Source organism: Rheinheimera sp. F8 (assembly GCF_001518915.1).
Genome location: NZ_CP013656.1, coordinates 1,745,512 through 1,766,464, shown reverse-complemented (window position 1 = coordinate 1,766,464; position 20,953 = coordinate 1,745,512). Strand labels below are relative to the sequence as shown.

Annotated in this window: 12 protein-coding genes; all 12 read right to left on the bottom strand. The window is 47.2% G+C overall.

Annotated elements, in window-relative coordinates:
- Window positions 1–30: 30 nt before the first annotated feature.
- The 12 genes from ATY27_RS07970 to ATY27_RS07910 all read right to left on the bottom strand — a co-directional run bounded on the left by ATY27_RS07970 (window position 31) and on the right by ATY27_RS07910 (window position 20,866).
- Window positions 31–1,020 carry an ATP-binding protein gene (locus ATY27_RS07970; protein WP_208933071.1) on the bottom strand — a complete coding sequence of 330 codons (990 nt, stop codon included), beginning with the start codon at window positions 1,018–1,020 and terminating at the stop codon, window positions 31–33.
- A gap of 490 nt (window positions 1,021–1,510) precedes the next feature.
- Entirely contained in the window at window positions 1,511–3,112 is a 1,602-nt protein-coding gene (locus ATY27_RS07960; protein WP_208933069.1) for a Tn7-like element transposition protein TnsE, read from the bottom strand.
- An 11-nt stretch (window positions 3,113–3,123) separates the two neighbouring features.
- Window positions 3,124–4,635 carry a TnsD family Tn7-like transposition protein gene (locus ATY27_RS07955; RefSeq protein ID WP_208933068.1) on the bottom strand — a complete coding sequence of 504 codons (1,512 nt, stop codon included), beginning with the start codon at window positions 4,633–4,635 and terminating at the stop codon, window positions 3,124–3,126.
- A 100-nt stretch (window positions 4,636–4,735) separates the two neighbouring features.
- A complete protein-coding gene (locus ATY27_RS07950) occupies window positions 4,736–5,809 on the bottom strand; it encodes a hypothetical protein (RefSeq protein ID WP_208933067.1) in 1,074 nt (357 codons plus the stop codon).
- A 133-nt stretch (window positions 5,810–5,942) separates the two neighbouring features.
- A complete protein-coding gene (locus ATY27_RS07945; protein WP_208933066.1) occupies window positions 5,943–7,583 on the bottom strand; it encodes an AAA family ATPase in 1,641 nt (546 codons plus the stop codon).
- Window positions 7,580–9,673 carry a DDE-type integrase/transposase/recombinase gene (locus ATY27_RS07940; protein ID WP_208933065.1) on the bottom strand — a complete coding sequence of 698 codons (2,094 nt, stop codon included), beginning with the start codon at window positions 9,671–9,673 and terminating at the stop codon, window positions 7,580–7,582. Before ATY27_RS07940 ends, ATY27_RS07945 begins: the two co-directional genes overlap by 4 nt.
- Window positions 9,657–10,484 (bottom strand): TnsA endonuclease N-terminal domain-containing protein, encoded by an 828-nt coding sequence (locus ATY27_RS07935; protein ID WP_208933064.1) that lies wholly within the window; start codon window positions 10,482–10,484, stop codon window positions 9,657–9,659. Before ATY27_RS07935 ends, ATY27_RS07940 begins: the two co-directional genes overlap by 17 nt.
- Before the next feature lie 293 nt (window positions 10,485–10,777).
- Complete coding sequence (locus ATY27_RS07930; protein ID WP_208933063.1) at window positions 10,778–13,555, bottom strand: ParA family protein; 2,778 nt, start codon at window positions 13,553–13,555, stop codon at window positions 10,778–10,780.
- The gene (locus ATY27_RS07925) at window positions 13,552–13,980 is read right to left on the bottom strand and encodes a hypothetical protein (RefSeq protein WP_208933062.1); all 429 of its coding nucleotides are present in this window, start codon (window positions 13,978–13,980) and stop codon (window positions 13,552–13,554) included. The genes ATY27_RS07930 and ATY27_RS07925 overlap by 4 nt, the downstream gene beginning before the upstream one ends.
- Window positions 13,981–14,341: 361 nt before the next feature.
- The gene (gene glmS / locus ATY27_RS07920; protein ID WP_208933061.1) at window positions 14,342–16,171 is read right to left on the bottom strand and encodes a glutamine--fructose-6-phosphate transaminase (isomerizing); all 1,830 of its coding nucleotides are present in this window, start codon (window positions 16,169–16,171) and stop codon (window positions 14,342–14,344) included.
- A gap of 2 nt (window positions 16,172–16,173) precedes the next feature.
- A complete protein-coding gene (locus tag ATY27_RS07915) occupies window positions 16,174–16,965 on the bottom strand; it encodes a DeoR family transcriptional regulator (protein WP_208933060.1) in 792 nt (263 codons plus the stop codon).
- A gap of 94 nt (window positions 16,966–17,059) precedes the next feature.
- Window positions 17,060–20,866 (bottom strand): two-component regulator propeller domain-containing protein, encoded by a 3,807-nt coding sequence (locus tag ATY27_RS07910; protein WP_208933059.1) that lies wholly within the window; start codon window positions 20,864–20,866, stop codon window positions 17,060–17,062.
- Window positions 20,867–20,953 lie beyond the last annotated feature (87 nt).

The window sequence follows — 20,953 nt, the reverse complement described above, 5'->3', positions numbered from 1 at the left end:
GAACTTAGCTTACATCAAGCTATCACCTTTTTATTGCGGTTTGTACTTATTTTTCCAACGCTCAAGAACCTTCATTGTAATTTCAGAAACATTACGCTCACTCATTGGCAGAGATAATATAAATTTCCTTCTTACCTCTAGTGCAAAGGATTCAAGCTCAGCGAAACTAAAGCCACTCATCACGTTTGCAATCTCAGCTAAAGGGACGCCCATATCCTGAATAGTTCTCTGTTGGAACAAAGATAACCATTGCTCAGCCATTTTCTGATCTGGCTTAGGTATGCTTAACTGAATTTGGAAACGACGCCACATAGCCTTGTCTAACATAGACTGATGGTTTGTAGCCGCAATCACAACTACATGACTCGGCAAGTTATCGATTTGTTTCAGCAAAGCGTTAACAACTCGCTTGGCCTCACCATTGTCATTCTCGTCTTCACGCTCTTTCCCTATTGCATCAAATTCATCAAAGAATAAAACACAGCGCCGACTTCTGACCAAATCAAACAGAGCGTCAAGCTTTTGCGCAGTTTCACCTAAATACTTGCTGAAAATGCCCTCATAGCTCACAACGTAAAAAGGCAACATCAAGTGATTTGCAATGGCTTCCGCCAATGAGGTTTTACCATTTCCCGGAGCGCCAAAAAGCAGAATTTTATGTCTGGGCTCAACACCATAAGACCGAAGTAGATCTTTTCTGGCGTGCTCTTCGAAAAGCTCTGTGCACTGCTCGCGCAAATCGTCAGGCAGCACCAAGTCATCTATCGTTTTTTCAGCGCGCAACTCAAAAAAGACATTTCGGGCATTAGCATCGGAACTATCGAGGAATGAAGGTGAACCAGAGAAGTCTGGGCCGAATGAATCAGCTTCAGACAATAAAGTACGCACTCGCTCGGCAAAACTATGGTGATGCCGGGCAGATGCGTCAGCTGCGATTGCTTCGACGGTCATTTTGAATCTTGGAATATCACCTCTAATTCCGTTTTTAACCAGATTCAAAACTAAATCAGAACGTGCCATTTGCTCTCCTGAGTGCCTTCAGCTTAGTCATTATTTTTATTGCTTCGCACCGTCGGGATTTAAGTGTAACGAAGCTGTTGCGAATCGACAACTTTTCAAATTATAATTCAATTTCAACATGAATTCTATAGCGTTATTGAATTATTGGGCTCAAAAGAAATGAATATCAAAAACAACGAGTCATCAACTTCAATTTTCAAACAAGCCTTTGAATTAACAAGGAAATCACAGGAAGAGTTCGGTGAGTTAATAGGGAAAAATCAGTCTCAGGTATCGAAGTACCTCCGAGGACAGATAGCTCCATCAGCGGAATCAATTATTCACTGCATGAATATCATTCACAGGGAAGGACTTGCCACGGAACATTGTCCAGCAACAACGGAGTTACTTCTTAAGATTCAAAAATTAAAAGGCTCAGAATACGCAACTCTGCGTAAAGCTCTGCATACGATGATAGATGCGGTCATAAATAACAGTAATTCGAAGTCGATCACAGATTTTGAAGAAACCTCAACGCCCAGCTTTCAATAGACTCTAATGGAATATTCCCAGCCTCAGCACCCTGATGCTTCGGATGGTTGATGCCAACGTGGTTACGCTCGCCAAACAGGCTATCCAATAACTCATTTGGCCAGCTAATTGATTTTGCGACAACCCCCTTGCGGATCTGCAGGAAATGGTCAATCCAATCCTGCAGTTCAGAGCCAAATAGCACTTTGGTTGAAAGCATCTTAATTCCATCAGAAGTATCTACTTCCAGTAGTACAGCCTCAGTTGCTTTATAACGAATCCTGACGGCTTTAATAGCCCGAGGAGAACCATCCTCAAGCTGATGTTGTTTGCTGCGACCTACTTTTGGCAGAGACTGGGTTTCTTGCTGCAATATTGAACATTTGTACTTTGTGACTAACACCTGCAGCATGTGATCAAAGCTTTTAAAGCGACTGGCAAACTGTCGCTCCCGATCGGTTATATCCTGTTTTCCACCAACATCTGCGGCAGGCAAAGTGCCGCCTTGGTAAGGTTCATCTGTACTAACCTCCCGACCAGCTTCCTTATCAGTAAGCTCGTCCACAATTAGCTTACTGCTGTCTTTTACATTCTCTTGTTTGTAGACATCAAATGGCTTGGTGAAACTGACCCAGGATAAATCCCCCTCTAAAACTAAGGTTTCGTTTTGGTCAGAGGCGGATTCTTCGTCATCGACCTCAAACTCCTCAGCACTGTCTTGCCAGTTCACACCGCCAGAGCCAGCACGGACACCTTCCTCATTTTGCTCTTTTTTAACAAAGGCAGAATTAATAAATGCAACGCGGTCTGGAATATCAACATCAAACACGATACCGATGATTTCTTCGATTAAATAATGACTTTTACTTGTGTTGTACCTTCCCCTGACATGAAGTTGCCAATTGGTCATTGGTGGTGGTTCAAAACTAAAACGCCAACTCTCCAGCGCCCCTTTCAGCTCCCGATTTAACTGATAATGACGGTAAATACTTTGGTAGGACGCCATTGCTGTGGGGTCAGTGAGTAGCCATGCTAGTAATCGCTTGGTGCCGCTTTGATTAAAAGCACTTTTGGGAAAAGTGCTTGTTTTCAGCACATGGATGTCAACATGGTTTCGATCCGGATACGGCTGTACATCAAACTCTAATTGTAAGGTTGCACTGCTAAGACAAGCGCGACATAGATAAGAGTTCACCAGAAAAATGGCTCGCGCGAGTTCAAGTTGCGGTAATACAACCAAATCACCTTTTCCGCCATCAAAACAGAATGCGTTCTGAATGCCCTCTTTATCTCTGACCGATTGGAAAGCGCTTAATTCTGGAAACGCGGACAAGGTGCTAGCAGAAATCTGATAACCAGGTTTGAAAGTGAACACTCGATCCACACGGCGAGATTGTCGTTTTTGGCTGTTAATCAACTTTCCCCGACTGATAACAGGGATATTTGCCAAACGCGTATGCTTTTTGTCTTGAATAGGACGACACCACAAGGCAAGCGACCAGTCAGCCACATTGTTGTAGCGGAAAAAGTCACCGATATGTACCACTAATGAATCGTCGCCAAATCCTTTGATTTTCGTCAAGCCAACTCCTGTCAAAACAACTGCAATTCTTTCAGCACCCTTTTAGTATCTGGTGTCAGCCGCTCTTTGCTCAATCCTGCTTTACGCAGTACAACCCATTTTTTCAATAGTCCGGAGTTTTGGTAAAGCCCAAAACAAGTATTAGCTAATCGCCTTAACTGATATTCGGTAATAGTTTCAGTGTACCGCTGTAAATACATCCTAACCAGCGGTAATTTATCAAGATTTTTTTCTATCGTGCTTCGATTTGGTAAGCGAGCTAAAAGGTAGTTAGCGGAAAACCTCGGGCCGGTATAATGCGGTTCAGTATCTGCAAGCAGCTTACGCAACTGTCTAATCGCGGCCAGCTCTCGTCGATGCCAGTCGACTTTAAGACTCGGCAAATCTCTTGGCAGTTTGTGTTGCTTGTTAAATTCCATAAGCCAGGCTTTGTCATTTCGGTATAGCCAAGCGTATAAAGCGCCCCCAAGACCTACCTTTCTTGCAGCTTTAGTCCCACGTTCCAGAGCCAATGTCTGCCAGGTTTCACGTTTTTGCGTATCGACCACAGTTGGAGTCTCAGCAGTACAAGTCACATCCAATGCAGGCCAAACCTTGCCACCCAATTTCCGCACCTGGTTGAGAATTTCAGCAGGAGTCATTCCAGGTAACAGAGCTGCCCATACAATTAAATGCTCCAGATAACTAAAGGCCTTACGGTGCTTCCGAAACATCGATCTCAGCCAAAAGCTTTCACTAATAGGTCCGTGCAGATAAAGCTCAGACAAGGCTCGAACAGAGAATTGTTGCTGGATACGCTCATATACCAGGCCGTGCAAAACTTGTTTGCCTCTGGAGAACCCAAAATCAGCAGCCAGACTATGATAAAACTTTGTCCACTGTTCAAATGATGGCGATACCTCCGGGGACAACTGAATTAGCTCTCGAGATAAACAGGCAAGCACCATCTGCTCAGAACCTACGTCAGCGCTGCTTTGTGTTTTACCGATAGCTTGTTGCAAGGGTAAAAATAAATGCCGATGATCGCCTATGTTTTCAGATAGCAAAGTTAATGGACCGTGATCAGGACAAACGACAAGACCAGGAAAATACCACTCACGCAACCAGAAACATTCCCCGTGCGTCTTTAGTTGCTGCTGTAAACAAGCAGCACAATAGCGGAACCCATTTACTGATTTAACTCGGGAAGCCGCAACACCAAGCATTAAGTGGACAGCCCCCTGCGAGCTTGCTGCCATCATCTTCAATGCCTTAAGCCTGTGCTCTTCAGAAACAAAAGGGGCATACAGTGGGAATAGCGTGTGCTGATAAACCAGCTCATCAACAGAATATCGGCCTGTTCTTTTCAGCTGGTTAGAAATAGCCTGCAGATGACAAGGAAGATCCATGGTGGCAATCACCTTGCGATCACCATACACCTCATCCAATAATTGTTTAGGGCTAGATATACCGAGATAAGTGCCAGTTCGAGCTACTGTGCTGTAAATAAGCTCATTTGGATAGGGGACCGGAAAGTTGAGCATAGCTGCTAACTCAGGAAGCGAATATAAGCTGTTAAATATAGGCCTTATGACTCAATCAGTATCAGTTTGTCCTGATGTATCCTTTGGACAATGCAAACTTTTACTTATCAGATGTACGTTTTTTGGGGTCTTGAACTAACGCCTGAGCTTTTTCTGGCGGCTGTTTTTGTAAGGCACCATTAACGTGGTCATTAGCGTTGCTTCCCTGCAATATTTTGGGTAACGATGCCAGGGACTTAGATAAGTTTTTTTGTGTCTCACCTTGGCTAGCAAGTAAAGCATTCTGCCTTTCGATAAGACGTTCTAGTACCGCTGAAGACTGATTTGCGGATTGAAGTCCTTGATAAGAGAAGATAGCTGTCACCACGAGAGTGAGAAGCCCTAAGCCAAACATTACGTTATTCCATCTCTGTGCTTTCTGCGCATTTAAAGCCGAATCCAGACTCATCTGCACACCCAACTCATTCATATTATTCACTAGCTGAGAAACAGCACTCATCTCCTTTGCCAATTCACTGATCGAACGATTTGTTTCATAAATGGGATTTTCTGGAATATTGGGGATTGGAGGCATCTCAAAATCGCGCTGAGAATAACCAAATGGTTTCTTCAAGAGATCACCTGAAAGCCGCATATTCTCTTCAAACAGATTACGGGTTTTGGCAGAGAACAAACCGGAAGTACTATCGAATTTTTCCATCATCCGACGACGGTAGTTTTCGTGATAATCCTTAAGTACGTAAAACAGAAAACTACAATTATCTTCGATCCCAACTCTCTTTTTTTCGTCGGTCATGAGCCGCGTGATATCTATAGAAAATTTATTTTTTTCTTCAGTGGGCGTTTTGTATTTATTAATATTAACGTCCTGAAGTAAAGAACAATTAAAACTTATGAATTTTTGACAAAAGCTATCTAGGTCATCTTTTGAAAGCAAAATACTTTGCTCGGGAGTAAGGCGTTCTTCACTTGGGTCTCTCAGATTTTCAGAAACGACGCAAAGCTTCGTAATCAAGAAACGGACGAATACTTCCGCATCGGCGTCTTTGTTCTTAACAAGCCATTCGCTCACTTCAGCTTCAGCCCCAATCGTATAGCTGTGGCAAAGAATAGAACCCAACGCGTCGGTGCGGAATAAAAATCGACCTATATACGCCAAATCAGAAATCTGCATAACCAAGGGTATCCCTTTGTTGTATTTGTAATAAGTACCTGTGCAACTGACGCCGTATAAAACAAATTTATCAACTTCTGCTTCTGAGACTTCTGGCCGTTCACAGAAGGTGTATATTGCTTACAACAGAGCCTTAACTAACCCATTTCCTCAAATCAAATAATATACCTTTAGCACCTAAAGCAGAATGCACACAAGTTGCCGACGATTGCTGAGAACTGATGTATCGCAGATCGTCATTAGCCAAAGTATCCCACTGATCAGGTTTGGTATTCTTAGCACGTATTTTCGGTTGTTCTGGTGTAACTGAATCGTCGGTATCTGACAGCCAATTCAAAATTACTGGTAACAGTTGGGGGCGAGTTAGCTTCGGATTCTCAGCAAATGCTTTACGCACCGTGGCAACAAGCAGGCTTGAGTCATAATCGTCTTTGAGCATCAGGTAGATTCTGCGTTCGTCGTCTGTTGCGAGTTGTTTGAGTGCTAACTCCTCTGGGGTTTCGACTTTCATGCCAGCAATGTCCCTTTGCAATTGAATAAGTCTCTTATCCATTTCAGGCAGCATCAAATCAGAATACTGCGCAATTTTTTCCGGAACGCCAGATCGAAGAGCCTTCAGCATAGGATGAACAGGTTTTAGCTCGTCTTTATATACCTGTTTCATTAGGCCAGGAGTGAGTCGCTCCTTACCCAAAGCCAAGGCTCTTAACTGAGACAACACAAAAAGCTTAACAACGATATCCATAACGCCCTGGCTCAGGTCATACCAAAGGTCCCGTAAATCGTCGGTCAACACCAAATCCTTGCTCTGCAATAATTGCAGCTTCCAGAGGTTATCGGTAAAGGCAACCCACTCAGGGTTACGCTTACCGTTGGGTCCTTGTTTCATCGGTTCCCAAAAAATCGCACCTAAACCTGAACCGCGTCGGGCTGACCTGAGATCAATTTCAAAAATCTCCCTGGCTTTAGGCGTTCCAATCAGCATGACTGGCACACCAATGGTGTTCACCATGGTCACGAAAAAATTCAGCATCGCTTCCGGGCCACCAGATTTCACCCGGCTTAAATGCTGGATCTCATCAATAACGAGCAAACCTACCGCATGGGCGTTAGCTATCTGAGCCATCAGTGCCAGCATAGTCTCAATACCATTACGTTTGAGGCCATATTTTTTCTCATAATTCGAGCCCAACGCCTTATCCAGCGCCCGAAAAAAGTTCAGGCAAATTTCTTTAAGCGAACCATTGTGTGAACAGTCTACTTTCAGGTAAACCACTTGCTCAAAATTCATAGTCGGGTGATAAATGACTTGAGGATAGGTGTCCAGGATGCGCGCTAAAGACGTTGTTTTTCCACTGCCAGAGCAGCCGATCAGCAGCATACTTTGAGCTGTGGATTTCGCCTCTTCAAATCTAAAGCTGGACAAATCGCCGCTTTGAACTCTTTCGTAGCCATTTTGTAAGTGGCGCTGCAGGTCGCCTGTTTTAGGATTCCGGCCAACATAGCCGCCACGAATCATTAGCGAAACACGCTCACTCAGTAGCATGTGAGAGCCCAGTGGCTGGAAAAAGTCGTAGGTGATACGGCAGATACTGTGGGCGCGAACAACCCTTGGCTTCTGCAGATCTGACGCATCGAAAAGTGATATTGAACGAAGAGCTGCAGCACTGTTTACAGATTCCTGCAGTGGCGGTAAAGCTTCGATAAACGGATTACCTTTATAAGCTGTGACATCGGCGTCCCGATAGACGGCATCAATTTTTGTTGCGCTCATTTAGGTTCTCCATCCTGGTCACCAAACAAGTCCGGAACATAGTTTGGCAGACTGTAATCCTCTTCGGCGTCTCGCAAAGGAATCACTGGTGCAAGCACTTTGTCTTTTACTTCATTTGTAGGCCTGGCTCGCTGCAGCTGTTCAGCTTCACGTGCCTCTTTTTTATTACCCCTGATCTGTGCAATACGCTTTTGGCCTGACTCTTTAATGGCTGGAGTTGCGCGGATAGCACTGGTAGTTTTTTCTTTTATAAAAGCATCCAGTTCCCGCCGTTTCGCATCTTCATCCAGTCTGGCATTTGCCATATTATGTTTCTGCTGGGCCTGAAGCTCCCAAGCTTGCCAGAATGTCAGTCCTCTAAATTGGCGACTGCGATCAGTAAGAGTACAAGTCCAGTAGGTCCGGCTACCTGGCTGTGGAAACAGATAAATGGTATCTGCAGAGCCCGGGTTGTAAGCAGCCTCCAGTTTCTGAGAACGCTGAATATCCGGGCTTCGCAGTAGCCATCCTTCTCGCAGAAATTCTGGACAGCTGTAGTAGATACCCCACATATTTGCGCCATATTGGGAAATACTGACCTTTTGCCGTGGCAACAAAGCAATCCTTAACTGCTCAGAATCAACCTGCCTTAAACTACCAACCCTGTGCTGCATGCCCCAGTTCCATAGATGAATTGGAATTGAAGGGATATCAGCAGGCAGGTCCGCATCACGATCGTACTTATCCATCACATGGTAGTTGTTTCGGAAAAGAATAGTCTTCAACATTATTTGGGCGAAGTCAGTGATCGTCATTACGGCGTCAAGGCGATAATCCCGCTCTCCGTGTTTTTTCACTCTGTTACCAGTAACAACACCAGGCACATAGGGTTTAAATTCGGCCTGAAGAGTACGGAAACAACTTTCAACAATACCCTTGGCGTCACCACGTCTCGGAGGTGCGCTTTCGACCCGCAGATTAAACCCAGTAATCAGCGCGTCCAACTGATGGCTCATCATCTCACCGCGGTCTGCCAGAATGACATCAGGCAAACCAACACATGGCCATTCGTCCGGAGTGATATCTATACCAAGAGACTTACAGGAGGTAACCTTCTCAGTGCAGGCAATTGCCACAGCCTGCATAGCCACCACATAGGAAGGGTTGTCAAAACCAATATAAAAGCCAGCTATCATTCGGCTGAACACATCAATCACGATGTAAAGGGTAGGCCTGCCGATAATTTTACTGCGGTCGTCATCTGCAACCAGATAAATATCAGCAATAGTTGCATCAATCTCATATCGGCTGCCAGGGCCCAGCACATGGGCAGTTGCAGTGCTGGTTAAAGGGCGAATATCCTTTTTGTAGACGCCAGGATTCGTACTTTCAAGTAATCGCTGTGGTTTCTTGTACTCACGGTTATAGAAATACCGGAACTGCCGTAACGTGGGGAAATCTTCAGGCAAGACTTCAGGGTGATACTGTGCAAACAAATCCCTGAAACGACGATACGCGACCGTTGTTTGAAGTTTTTTCTGAGTTAATAAGTGCTTTTCTATACTGACCCGAAATATTCGTTCAACATCGACGGTGACTTTAATCCCCGAACCATCGCCGTATAACCGGCTACGGCCAACTTTTGTTGTGCCTGATGCCGCTCTGGATTTCCCCGGGGCTCCACTGTTTTTGAAGTCAGGCAATAAAGCATTGGGCTTCTGACCTCGCTGCCAAAACCTGCGAAGTAGCTTATAAATAGTCGCTTTGGTTGCTACACCAGCCATCTCAACTTCAGTCACCCGTCGCGCTCTGGCTTTAGTTTCAAAACACAGCTCGTCAACAATAATGGGCTGAATAATAGTCAGTGCTTTTTCACGTCGATTAAATGCAACAGACCCAACTTCTGGCTCTTCATCATGCAGAAATGCGTACGGGTCCGTGCTTCTGAGCAACCGGCCTTCATCCAGGTAGGAAATAAGCTTCAGTTCCAGGATAAATTCAGGGAACCCCTTATCGCTGTCGATTTGGATCCAGACGAGCTCGCCCGGATGCACAGCTAAGATACGATAGGGCTGTTCGTCAAATCTCAGAACCTCATTGATTTGCCACATGCAGCAAGGCCTCCATATCTTCAAACTGACAGAACCTGAGCTCTGATGCCTTCACAGAACGAAACGCTTTATTGATATTAAATTTGATAAAGCCATTGGCTACCAAAGTCCGAACATCTCGTAAGCTGTGGCCGAGCTCCAGCTCGTATGCGGTATCCAGATGTTTGCAAATATCAATGACCTTTGAGTCCTGAGCTTTGCTAAATGCCTTAGATAAAAATGGCAGCTGAGCTAACAAAGCAGGATCCACTGCAGCATCATTTTTTGTTGGATATAACCATTCGATGTTCTGTTTTATCACCAGATCAATTTCTTCTTCGGTGACAAGAAACCATGGGATTTGCTTTAACTGCCAGTAGCGCCTTTCCAGCTCCAACTTCTCGATGATCTCAGGCTTGGCCAACTCATTCACTGGTTTCACCTGAATAGCGAACTGTCTGTCATGACCCGTCGTAGCGTCGACAAGGAAATCTGACGACATAACCTGGTCAACACCTCGGACAGAAGGATGTCTCAGTTGATGCTCTGCAGCGAGAGCTCGGGTTTCATCTCGCTTTAAAGGGAATTGCTCCCTGATATCTGTAATGTCTGACGACCATTCAAGCACAAGAAAAACTGCTAATTCCAGATCGGAAAGCAGATGATGAACCCGCCGCGTTTTATGAGAGTAAATACGATGAGAACGCCCATCTGATGGGACATCCTGAACATGAAACCAGGGCTTATAATGTTGTCCATGACCCTGACCGCGCCCGTTCTTGATGCGACGGGCAATTTCAGTTTCTGAAAGCGATTGCTGCGCTCTAGCCATAAAAAAAGTCCAGTATGCTTTTTAAACAGCATAACTGGACTTTAATGGTTTACAACTATTTTGTTCTGTTTAGTTCTTTGCTGTCACGCTTTAAGACTATTTTGTCCTGTTTAGAACTATTATGTCAGACCACAATTAAAACATTTTAAATCAAATGCTTATTCAACAGTCACTGATTTCGCCAGATTGCGTGGCTGGTCGACGTCTGTACCTTTGATGATGGCGACGTAGTAGCTCAGCAGGAATTTAACTGAGGAACAAAATTATCTATTCATATTTCTCAAATATGATTATTACAGCGGAATACTTCCAATATTTTTCTTTAATAAAGCCTGCATACGCGGACGACCAGCTGCAGAAGTTTCAAAACCCAAACCCGAACGGTAAATCTCAGGTAAAAACAAACGTTGTGCACCTAAGTTGCCATCAATGTCTTCATAAATCACACCGATTTCTTGTAATGCAATTAGAAGAGTGGGTAATTGTACCAATCCGGCCTGATTTGCGCTAAATGGTACACTTAGATTGCGAATGTTCTGGTTCGTCATCACCTCTGACCATCGTCTTAATGCGGCAATTTCAGCTTTAGCTTCTGTGACTTTCTCTTTACTACATTCAGGAATAGCTTTACGCATTGATTCGGGTGCTATCAACCGGTCAGGCCAAGTTTGACCTGTTCGCTTTTCCTCTTCAATTGCAGCAAACTTAAGAAATCGGACCAAATCTCGCGCCTGCACATTACCTTTAAGATCGCATAATGCTGCATAAACCCATCGGGCAGAATAGGCTTCTTTGGACTTTTCTGTACCTAGCTTTTTTCCCCAAAGATGTTCAAGTTCAGTCTTAAGGTCCTCCAGATGCATTGATTCAAGGGGTTTAGACTGAGGATAGACACCTGCTTGACTGCTTAGCATATAGGCAAGCCGTAAAAAGCTCTCAGCATTCCAATGCAATCTAAACGGCTGAAAACGTTGTAGTAATTGCCCTAGATTTTGACGAATGGTGGCCTGTACGTAGTCAATTCGAACAAACACAAGCACACCTAAATGCGGATTGGCTAATTCGCTAATTCGATTAGTCAACCTAAGTAAAGCCTGAATAGCGTCTCCGGCAGGACTCTCTTCAGCATCGCTAAACGCATCCTCAATACCGTCGAAAACAAGAATGGTTCGAATGGATTTGCTAATCAAAAGATCATTGACAGCTGAGATTCCTCCGACTGATAAACCAAATTGGCTCGCAATCAAATCATCCCAAAAACTCTCCCAATAATCAGGTGGACTCTGAATAGCAGACTTAATGCGCAAATTTACGTCGTTGCCGCTAAGTAGGTTTGAATTATTACCATCAATTAAAGCAAGCGTTCTACGTTGAGCTGTTTTAATTTCACCATCTGGCGTATCACCTATGTTGGTTGACCAAAGGACAGGGAAAATAGCTGCTTCAGTTATATTTGTGCGATCAAAGCCAAGCTTTTCCAGAAAGGTTTGCCATGACGCCGCTTGCACTATTTTTCGGAACGTGAAAGTCTTACCAGCCCCCTTGGCGCCGATCATAAGCACGTTTGGTAGCTCGTTAGCAAAGTGTTTGCCCAAGTTAAGTAATGGTTCTATTGCTAAGATCGAGCTTTCTTGTCGACCTTCTGCAAACTCTGCGGCTTCACAAACTCTGCGCAATGATGCAGCTAAGGTACCCGCTCTGGGAACGTCGGATTGCCCAGCATGTACTTCCACTCGCTCTAGCACAACGCTTGGTTGTGTATACAGTGAATGCGCCCACTCTAAAGCACTTAAATACAAACGTTGCGATTGTGGCAAGCTCTCAAGTGCTTCGCGAAGTGAACCAATAGACATTAAGCTACTTAGAAACTCAGCTTCCAACCATTGCACTGAGGGTGTGAGCGGGTCTTCGGCTGGATACGCAGAATTTAAAGTCTTAAGTGCTTTTTCATAATGTCCTGCTTCTTTCAACTCTTTAGTCAACATGCTCAAAATGACCGTAGGTCGAGAATCCTCATACCAAGCAGCTGGCAACTTGCGATTACTCGCATAAAGCCTTCGCAATACTTCTTCCATCCCCAAGACAGACTGAGGCGCAACAGTGCTGACAAGAAAGTGATCGACACGAGGATCAAATAAGATTGGACTCGCTAGCTCGCTTAAACCTGCACGTAAATCGATGAAGACCACATCAACTTCTAGACGTAAACCAAGCGCATGCAAATGGTCGCTTAATTGCCATGGGTTATCTTGGTTTCGAGCTAAATGCTCGGGAGTGACAGGCATGTCCAGAATTTCAGCCAAATTTAATGCAGCAGGCAAAACAAATAACTCGCGATGCAGCCCTCCTACACTTAATGAAGTCTTGCGTAACTCTTCGGCAAAAAAATCTAAACTAGTGTCCACACCAGCTGGCGGATAGTGTAAAGCTTCGAGTAACTGTACAAACGAGACTGTAGGTCGATTGCTGTCATCCAACCAGAAACTGACACCTGGTGCTTCTAAGTCTGCATCAATTATTAATATCTTTTTGTTTCCTGGACTTACATCACGCAGACATGCTGTTACATATGTCATTAATGCCGTTGTGCGTCCTACCCCGCCTTTAAACGAGTGAAATGAAACCAAATCTGGTCCTTCGTCAAAACGATTCGGAACGCAATAATCATGAATAAGAGGATTCAGTTCTTCGGCATGCGACGTTTCGTCGCTATCCATCTCTATTTCATCTACCGTAGGTAAATAACTGACATCTCGCCACAATGGATATCTTTGACTAACAGGCTGTGAATCCCGAGCATATTCTTGATAAAAATCGACAGGGTAGAGCACATTACCAATACGAAGCTTAATAGCTTGTTGATGATACGATCGTCCAAATACTTGTCCTAGCCATGCCTCAACTTTCGAGGCCGATTCTGGTGTATGACGGATCTCCATACCACTAGAAAAACAATCTATCCCTAACACATAATCTGGAAGTTGTGTCCACAGTGACGTGCTCTGTTTCAAAGTCCGTTCTACGTCCAACCAGGTCAGTAAACGCGAGGCAGTTATTGTTTGGTCGTTCATTTCAGTTCCCCTTGAATCCAATTCAGCACATTTTGCAATTGCCGTTCACAATCATGATCACTGGGAGCAGAACATTTGCCACCGTATCTCCATGCTTGATGTAGTATGCGAATATCACCTGTTCGAGGCACAGTTACTCCACTCTGTGTAAAAGGCTCCAACCTTAAATCTGAGGGCAAATCCAATTTACTCCCCACCCTTAGATCTCTTAACAACTGGCGCAAATCGTGACCTGTTTTGTCAATGTCACTTTTATCAAACACTTCGCGGCTATTACGTTTTAACCAAACAGCTTTTAATCCGCACTCTACCGCATAGAACATAAGTAAACGATGTGGGTTTTCGCGATTTTCTGTATTTGCAACATTAGACAACTCTCGCCACGCTCTTTTTAACTCTCGCGCTGTAAAAGGAATTGCACTCATAGGAGAAGCTCCAATGCCACTTTTCACCACCACTTGTGTTACTTAGTTTTTGTTTTATGCGACTTACTGCTCACAGATATTAAAACTCCAGCTCTCTACATGTGGCGCTTTAAAAGGTGATGTAAGTATTTGCATTATGGAATTCTGAGTGCGTCTATATGTAAGAGCATCAGAAACATTCAATATTGAAACAAACTAAAAAATTTGGCGATAATTTAAATGAATAAAAAATCCAGCTAACTTATTGCGAGCATAGCCGGATTTTCTCGAGTTAAAAAGCTATTTATACAGCTACATCATAAGGAATTAAGTGTTGGATAATTTCAACAAACAAAGCCTATATAGCCCAAAAATCAAACACTTATTCAACAGTCACTGATTTCGCCAAATTGCGTGGCTGGTCGACGTCTGTGCCTTTGATGATGGCGACGTAGTAGCTCAGCAGCTGCAGCGGGATGGTGTAGATGATTGGTGCGATCAGCGGGTGCACGTGTGGCACGTTGACTACACGCTGCGTGGCATCTGACTTAAAGTGGGCGTCGGCATCGGCGAACACATACAAAATACCGCCACGGGCGCGCACTTCTTCAACGTTGGACTGCAGTTTTTCCAGCAGTTCGTTGTTCGGTGCGACCACGATGATTGGCATTTGCGCGTCAATCAGTGCCAGTGGGCCGTGCTTCAGTTCACCGGCAGCGTAAGCTTCAGCGTGGATGTACGAAATTTCTTTCAGCTTCAGTGCACCTTCCATCGCGATTGGATATTGGTCACCGCGGCCTAAGAACAACGAATTGTGCTTGTCAGCAAACTCTTCTGCCAGCTTTTCAATGCTGCCAGCCAGTTCCAGCGTTTGTTCTAACTTGACTGGTAATGAGCGCAGCGCTGCAACCATTTCTTGTTGCTGTGCTGCGGTTAAACCATTGTATTTACCAATCGCCAGCGTCAGCATCGCCAGGCCAACTAACTGAGTTGTAAAGGCTTTTGTCGACGCCACGCCAATTTCAGCACCGGCACGGGTCATAAAGGCTAAGTCAGATTCGCGCACTAACGAAGAACCGGCCACGTTACAGATAGTTAAACTGCCGACATAACCCGCTTCTTTGGCCAGACGCAGCGCCGCTAAGGTGTCGGCTGTTTCGCCAGATTGAGAAATACTGACTAACAAGCTGTTTGGCTGCACAAAAGATTTGCGGTAACGGAATTCAGAAGCGATTTCGACGTTACAGGAAATGCCACCTAACGATTCCAGCCAGTAACGCGCCACCATGCCTGAGTGGTAAGAAGTACCACAGGCAACGATTTGCACGTGTTTAACTTTCTTAAACAACTCAGCAGCGCCGTTACCGAAGGTTTCATCCAGCACCGATTCATTGCTTAAGCGGCCTTCCAACGTGTTGTTGATCGCATGCGGCTGCTCGTAAATTTCTTTCAGCATAAAATGGCGGTATTGGCCTTTGTCACCGGCGTCATAAGTCGCGCTCGATTCAATGACAGCCCGTTCAACTTTCTCACCATTTTTGTCGTACACAGTGACGCTGAAACGGGTAATTTCCGCGACGTCACCTTCTTCCAGGAACATAAAACGACGGGTCACCGGTAACAGTGCCAGCTGATCAGAAGCGATAAAGTTTTCGCCGATGCCCAGGCCAATCACCAGCGGGCTGCCAGAGCGCGCCACCACTAAATGCGACGGGTCGGTTTTGTCCATCAGTACAGTACCGTAAGCGCCGCTGAACTGTTTTACTGATTTTTGTACCGCAGCCAGCAAAGAGCCTGCAGTTTTGAATTCTTCTTCGACTAAGTGCGCAATGACTTCAGTGTCAGTATCAGAATTAAATACATAGCCTTTGCCTTTCAGCATTTCGCGCAGCGGGCCATGGTTTTCGATGATGCCGTTATGCACGACAGAGATTTTGTCGGAGACGTGTGGATGCGCGTTACGCTCAGAAGGTTCACCGTGGGTGGCCCAGCGCGTGTGCGCGATACCGGTGCCGCCAATAGTCGGGTTTAACTTCACCGCATCGGACAGTTCTTTCACTTTGCCTAAACGGCGGATGCGCTGCAGCTCACCGGTTGGGCTCACAACGGCAACGCCGGCTGAGTCATAACCGCGATATTCCAGACGGCGTAAACCTTCGACCAGAATGTCGACGACGTCACGTTGCGCTACTGCGCCTACTATTCCACACATATTTACTCCGATGTCGTTTGATCAGTTGAAACAGGGGCACAGATCACCCGGACGCCCTGCTGTTCTATTTGCCTTTTTGCCGTGTCGGGTAACTTGTCGTCTGTTACCAGGATTTTTATCGACGTCCACGGTAGTTCGAGATTATGAATTTTGCGGCCGATTTTATCCGATTCCACCATCACCACCACTTCTCGCGCCACTTCCGCCATCACCCGGCTTAAGCTGGTCAGTTCGTTAAAAGTGGTGGTACCGCGTTGTAAATCGATGCCATCGGCACCGATAAACAGCTGGTCAAAATCGTAGGCCCGCAGCACCTGTTCCGCCAGCTGGCCCTGAAAAGACTCAGACTGTGCGTCCCAGCTGCCGCCGGTCATTAATAACTTGGGTTCGTGTTCGAGTTCACGCAGGCTGTTGGCGATGTATAAAGAGTTGGTCATCACCACCAGGCCTTGTTTGGCCGACAGCTCCGGCAGCAACGCAGCCGTGGTGCTGCCACTGTCGAGAATAATGCGGTAGTGGTCTTTGATCAGCGCTGCTGCTGCTTTGGCCAGCGCCTGCTTGCGGGCAGAAATGGTTGAAGGGCCGGCTTCGCTGATCAGCTCATGCGGCAACTGCACGGCACCGCCGTAACGGCGTAACAACAAGCCGTTATCTTCCAGTGCAGTTAAATCTTTGCGAATCGTCACTTCTGAGGTTTCAAACCGCAGCGCCAAATCATCGACACTGACTTCGCCCTGTTCGGCCAGCAAATCCAGAATACTGCGGCGTCTTTGTTGGGTATTGCGTTTATTCATCAGTGTGATTGCGCTTAAATTTCGGTTTAAGTTTCGATTCGAAAGATATTCTATCTATTCGAAATATTATTGCAAGCTTTTCGCCTTGCAGGCGCTAATCCGGCCGACGCAGCATTGGCAGCAAGATACGATAACTCAGGCCCTGGCCGGCTTCACTGCGCGCCTGAATACTACCGTTCAGTTCGACCGTCACCAGATTGTAGATAATGTGACTGCCAAGACCACTGTAGCCCTGATGCCGCTTGGTCGTAAAGAACGGCTCAAACAAGCGTGGCAGTAAATCCGCTGGCATGCCCTGACCATTGTCCTGATATTGGATCAATATCTGCGAGCCCTGCTGGCTGAGCTGTAACCGCACCTGACGATCTGCTTGCTGCGGTAAAAACGCATGCTGCAGTGAATTCATCAGCAGATGCTCTAACAACCGCGCCAGGATGCCGGCGTCAGCCACCAACACCAGGCCGGGCTGTGGCTGATAATCAACGGTACAGGACGCCTTTTTCAGTTCAGGTTCCAGCGCCATCAGCACTTCAGCAAAATAACTGCTGAGTTCCAGCTCACGCACACTGATCGCGGTGCGATCGACCGCGACCTGTTTAAAACTCTGCACCAGTGCCGCAACACGTTGGGTGTTATTGACCAGCATCTGGCACGTCGCAATAGCCCCTTCCAGATAGTCGTTAAACGCCTGTACTGTCAGCCGTTTGTCCTGCTGCTGCTGGCTAATTTGCGTCAATTCATGTTGCAGATGGCTGGCTGCGGTGACGCAGATACCCAGCGGCGTATTGATTTCATGCGCCACACCGGCCACCAGTCCACCCAAGGATGCCATTTTTTCCTGCATCACCAGTTGTTCGCGGGTTTGTTGCAGCCGGTGCACGACATTGGCATTGGCCACCGCGATGGCGATAGTGCTGCATAAAGTGCGCAGCAAATCGGCTTGTTCATTTAAAAATGCATATTGCTGCGGGCTTTGCACGGTCAGACAGCCAATTTGCTCGCCTTTGACACTGAGTGGGAAATACAACACAGATTGCATCGCCCCCCCAACCAGCGGGGTTGGCAGCTCAGGCAAATACAATAAAAAATCTTGCCGTGTGCGCGTCTGGATCTCGCGTTGCTGGGCAAAACATACCGCTGCGAGGTTGGACTGGCCCTGCAGCATCAGCTCAAAGGGTGGCATCAGCTGACCATTCTCCACCCAGTGGCCAAACTCCAGCACCTGTTGCTCGTCTTTGTACACGCCGATCGCCAGCACATGCACATCCATCAGGTCATTCAGGCTGCGATGCACCAGCAGTAAAATTTCCTGCAGATCTAACGACGACGTGATCTGTCGCGCCACTGTTTGCAGTAGTGATAAATCCCGGTAAGAGTTACTCAGCGCCTGATGCTGACTTTTCAGTTCGCTGGTGCGCTGGTCTACCACTTTTTCCAGCCATAAGCGTGTTTTGCGCTCGTGCCGCAGCCGGTATTGCATCACAAACCAGATCAGGCTTAAAACCAGCAACGCCATCAGACCTTTAAACCACCAGGTCAGCCACCAGGGCGGCAGAATGTCGATGTTAATCTGATTGGCAGGCTGGCCGGCCCAGCTCTGGCCCGGCGAACGCGCCATCACTTCAAACTGGTAACGACCCGGCGCCAGCCGCGTATAGGTGGCCACCGGATTCACCGCGTCGGTTTCTATCCAGTCCCGATCAAAACCAAGTAACCGGTAGCGGTATTGCATCGACAACGGGTCAACAAAATTCAGTGCCGAAAAATGCAGACTGAACATGTCCTGCTCGTAACGCAGCTGAATCTGTTCAGCGAATCCCGGCGCCTTTTGCAGCAGAATGTCCGGACTGCCAACCTGCACTTGATGATTAAACAGGCTAAATCCGGTCAGCCGCACCGGCAGGGCCGTATCTGGTTCCAGCAGATTTTTGGCCGGATAAATGTCCAGCCCCTGGCTGCCACCGCGATATTGCCGCTGCTGCGGGTCGATAAACCAGGCACCTATCCAGGTCGTGCTTTGAAAACCATGCATCTCGCCAAATTGCACCAAACCGCCGGGCAGCAATTTATTGCGGTACAACAACAAAAATTGCGGCGCCGCTTCCAGGTATTTGTCGTGGTCAGTGGGACTCAGATACGCTTTAAAGCCATCGACGCTGTCCGCCTGTTGTGGGTGATACAACACGCGGTGGTTAATATTGCCGGCACGGATCCACAGGTGGCCCCCTTCCGGATAAATCAGCTGAATACCATCAAAGCGCAGGCCAGAGCCGTCAGATGCTTGCCAGCTCTTCAGTTGGCCGGTGTTTTTATGCAGCCGGACCAACCCTTGATCCGCCAGGCCAATCCAGAGGAAATCCTGCGCATCACTGGCCAGAATAGAAACGACGGCATTGTCCAGCGCAACACCGGGTCTGACCGTCTGATGGAAATGCCGGACCTGCCCCTGCTCCAGCAAAAACAAGCCTTCGCCCCGGCTACCAATCCACAACCGATCGGCACTGTCCAGATGCAGGTTGCCGATATGTGGCTGCTGTCCCTCGCGTAAAGACTGCAGCTGCCATTGCCGGGTCGCCGGCGCAAAACTGAACAATCCGGCATCGGTGCCGACGTACACCAGACCGTTCTTTGCCTGCACCACTTGGCGCGCCAGTGTCGGTTGCTTGGCAAGACCCGGGATCACCGGCAGCGGCCAGCGTTGCACCGCATAACGTCCGAGATCAAGTTCAGCCAGACCAGCATCACGATTGGCCAGCCAGATTTGCTGGTCAGATAAATACCAGATGCCAAAAACATCACCGTGCGCCAGCAACTTGTTGTCGCCCGGGCCCAGTGGAATATTGCGCACCTGTTGTGCCTGTGCTGACAAACCAAACACGCCGACCGGGGTTTTCAGCCATAACGTGCGTTGTTGGTCAAACAGCAGACCGGTCAGGTTGTTGCTCGGTAACTGATAACTGACCAGCGGATTGGCTTTAAACAATTGCCAGCGGTCACTGCCGGCTGGTGCATACCACAGCCCTTTGTCATAGCTGCTGACCCAGCGGCCGCCGCTCCGATCAAAACCGATATCCGTCAGCAAGCCCTGCTGCAGTAACGCCGGTTGATTACGCTCTGCGCGTAAAATACCGCTGGCGCTGTCAAACTGATACAAACCGCCGCCGTAACTGGTCAGCCAGATCTGGCCCTGTGCATCGGCCGTAATCGCGGTGACTGCAGCTGTGGTTAGCGCAGAACTATGCACGCTCAGCAGCTGTTTGTGGCCTTGTTGCGGATGCCAGCGGATCGCACCGCCTTGTAACACACTGCGGTTACGCAGCGGTGCATTGCCGGTGCCAATCCATAAATAACCGCTGCTATCGCGAAATAACTCGTTGATATACAAGCTATCCAGTTCATTTAACGGTAACGGCAATGCGACTGTTTCCAGCCGGGCATTATCCGGATCCCAGCGTAATAAACCACCGCCATAGGTACCGACCCACAGCTCGCCGGCAGGGTCCTGGTAAACCACTGAAATTTCAACTTGCTGCTGCTCGCCGGGCAGCGTCGGCAATGGCACACGGCTGAATTGTTCTGTCGCCGGATTAAAACGATTCAGCCCGCCATAGCGGGTGCCAATCCACAGGCTGCCCTGCCGGTCGACCAATAAACTGGAGACCCAATCTGCCGACATCGCATTGGTTTTAGCCGGATCGGCCTGGTAGGCTTTGACTTGCTGACCGTCGAACCGATACAGCCCGTGCTGCGTACCGATCCACAAAAAACCTTGTTGGTCCTGCGCCAGCGCTGTCGCTTGGGCAAGTTTTGGTGAGACCCGGGTCAGATTCAGAAAGCGGCTGTACACCTCTGAGTGTTCAATGCGAATACCGCCAGTCGACGGCGCCGCGGTCAATCGCATTGAAACGCTGCATAACAATATGAGCAGGCAGTAAATCCGCCAGTTCAGCATCTGTATCTATCCGGATAAAAAGCGACTCTGACCAGT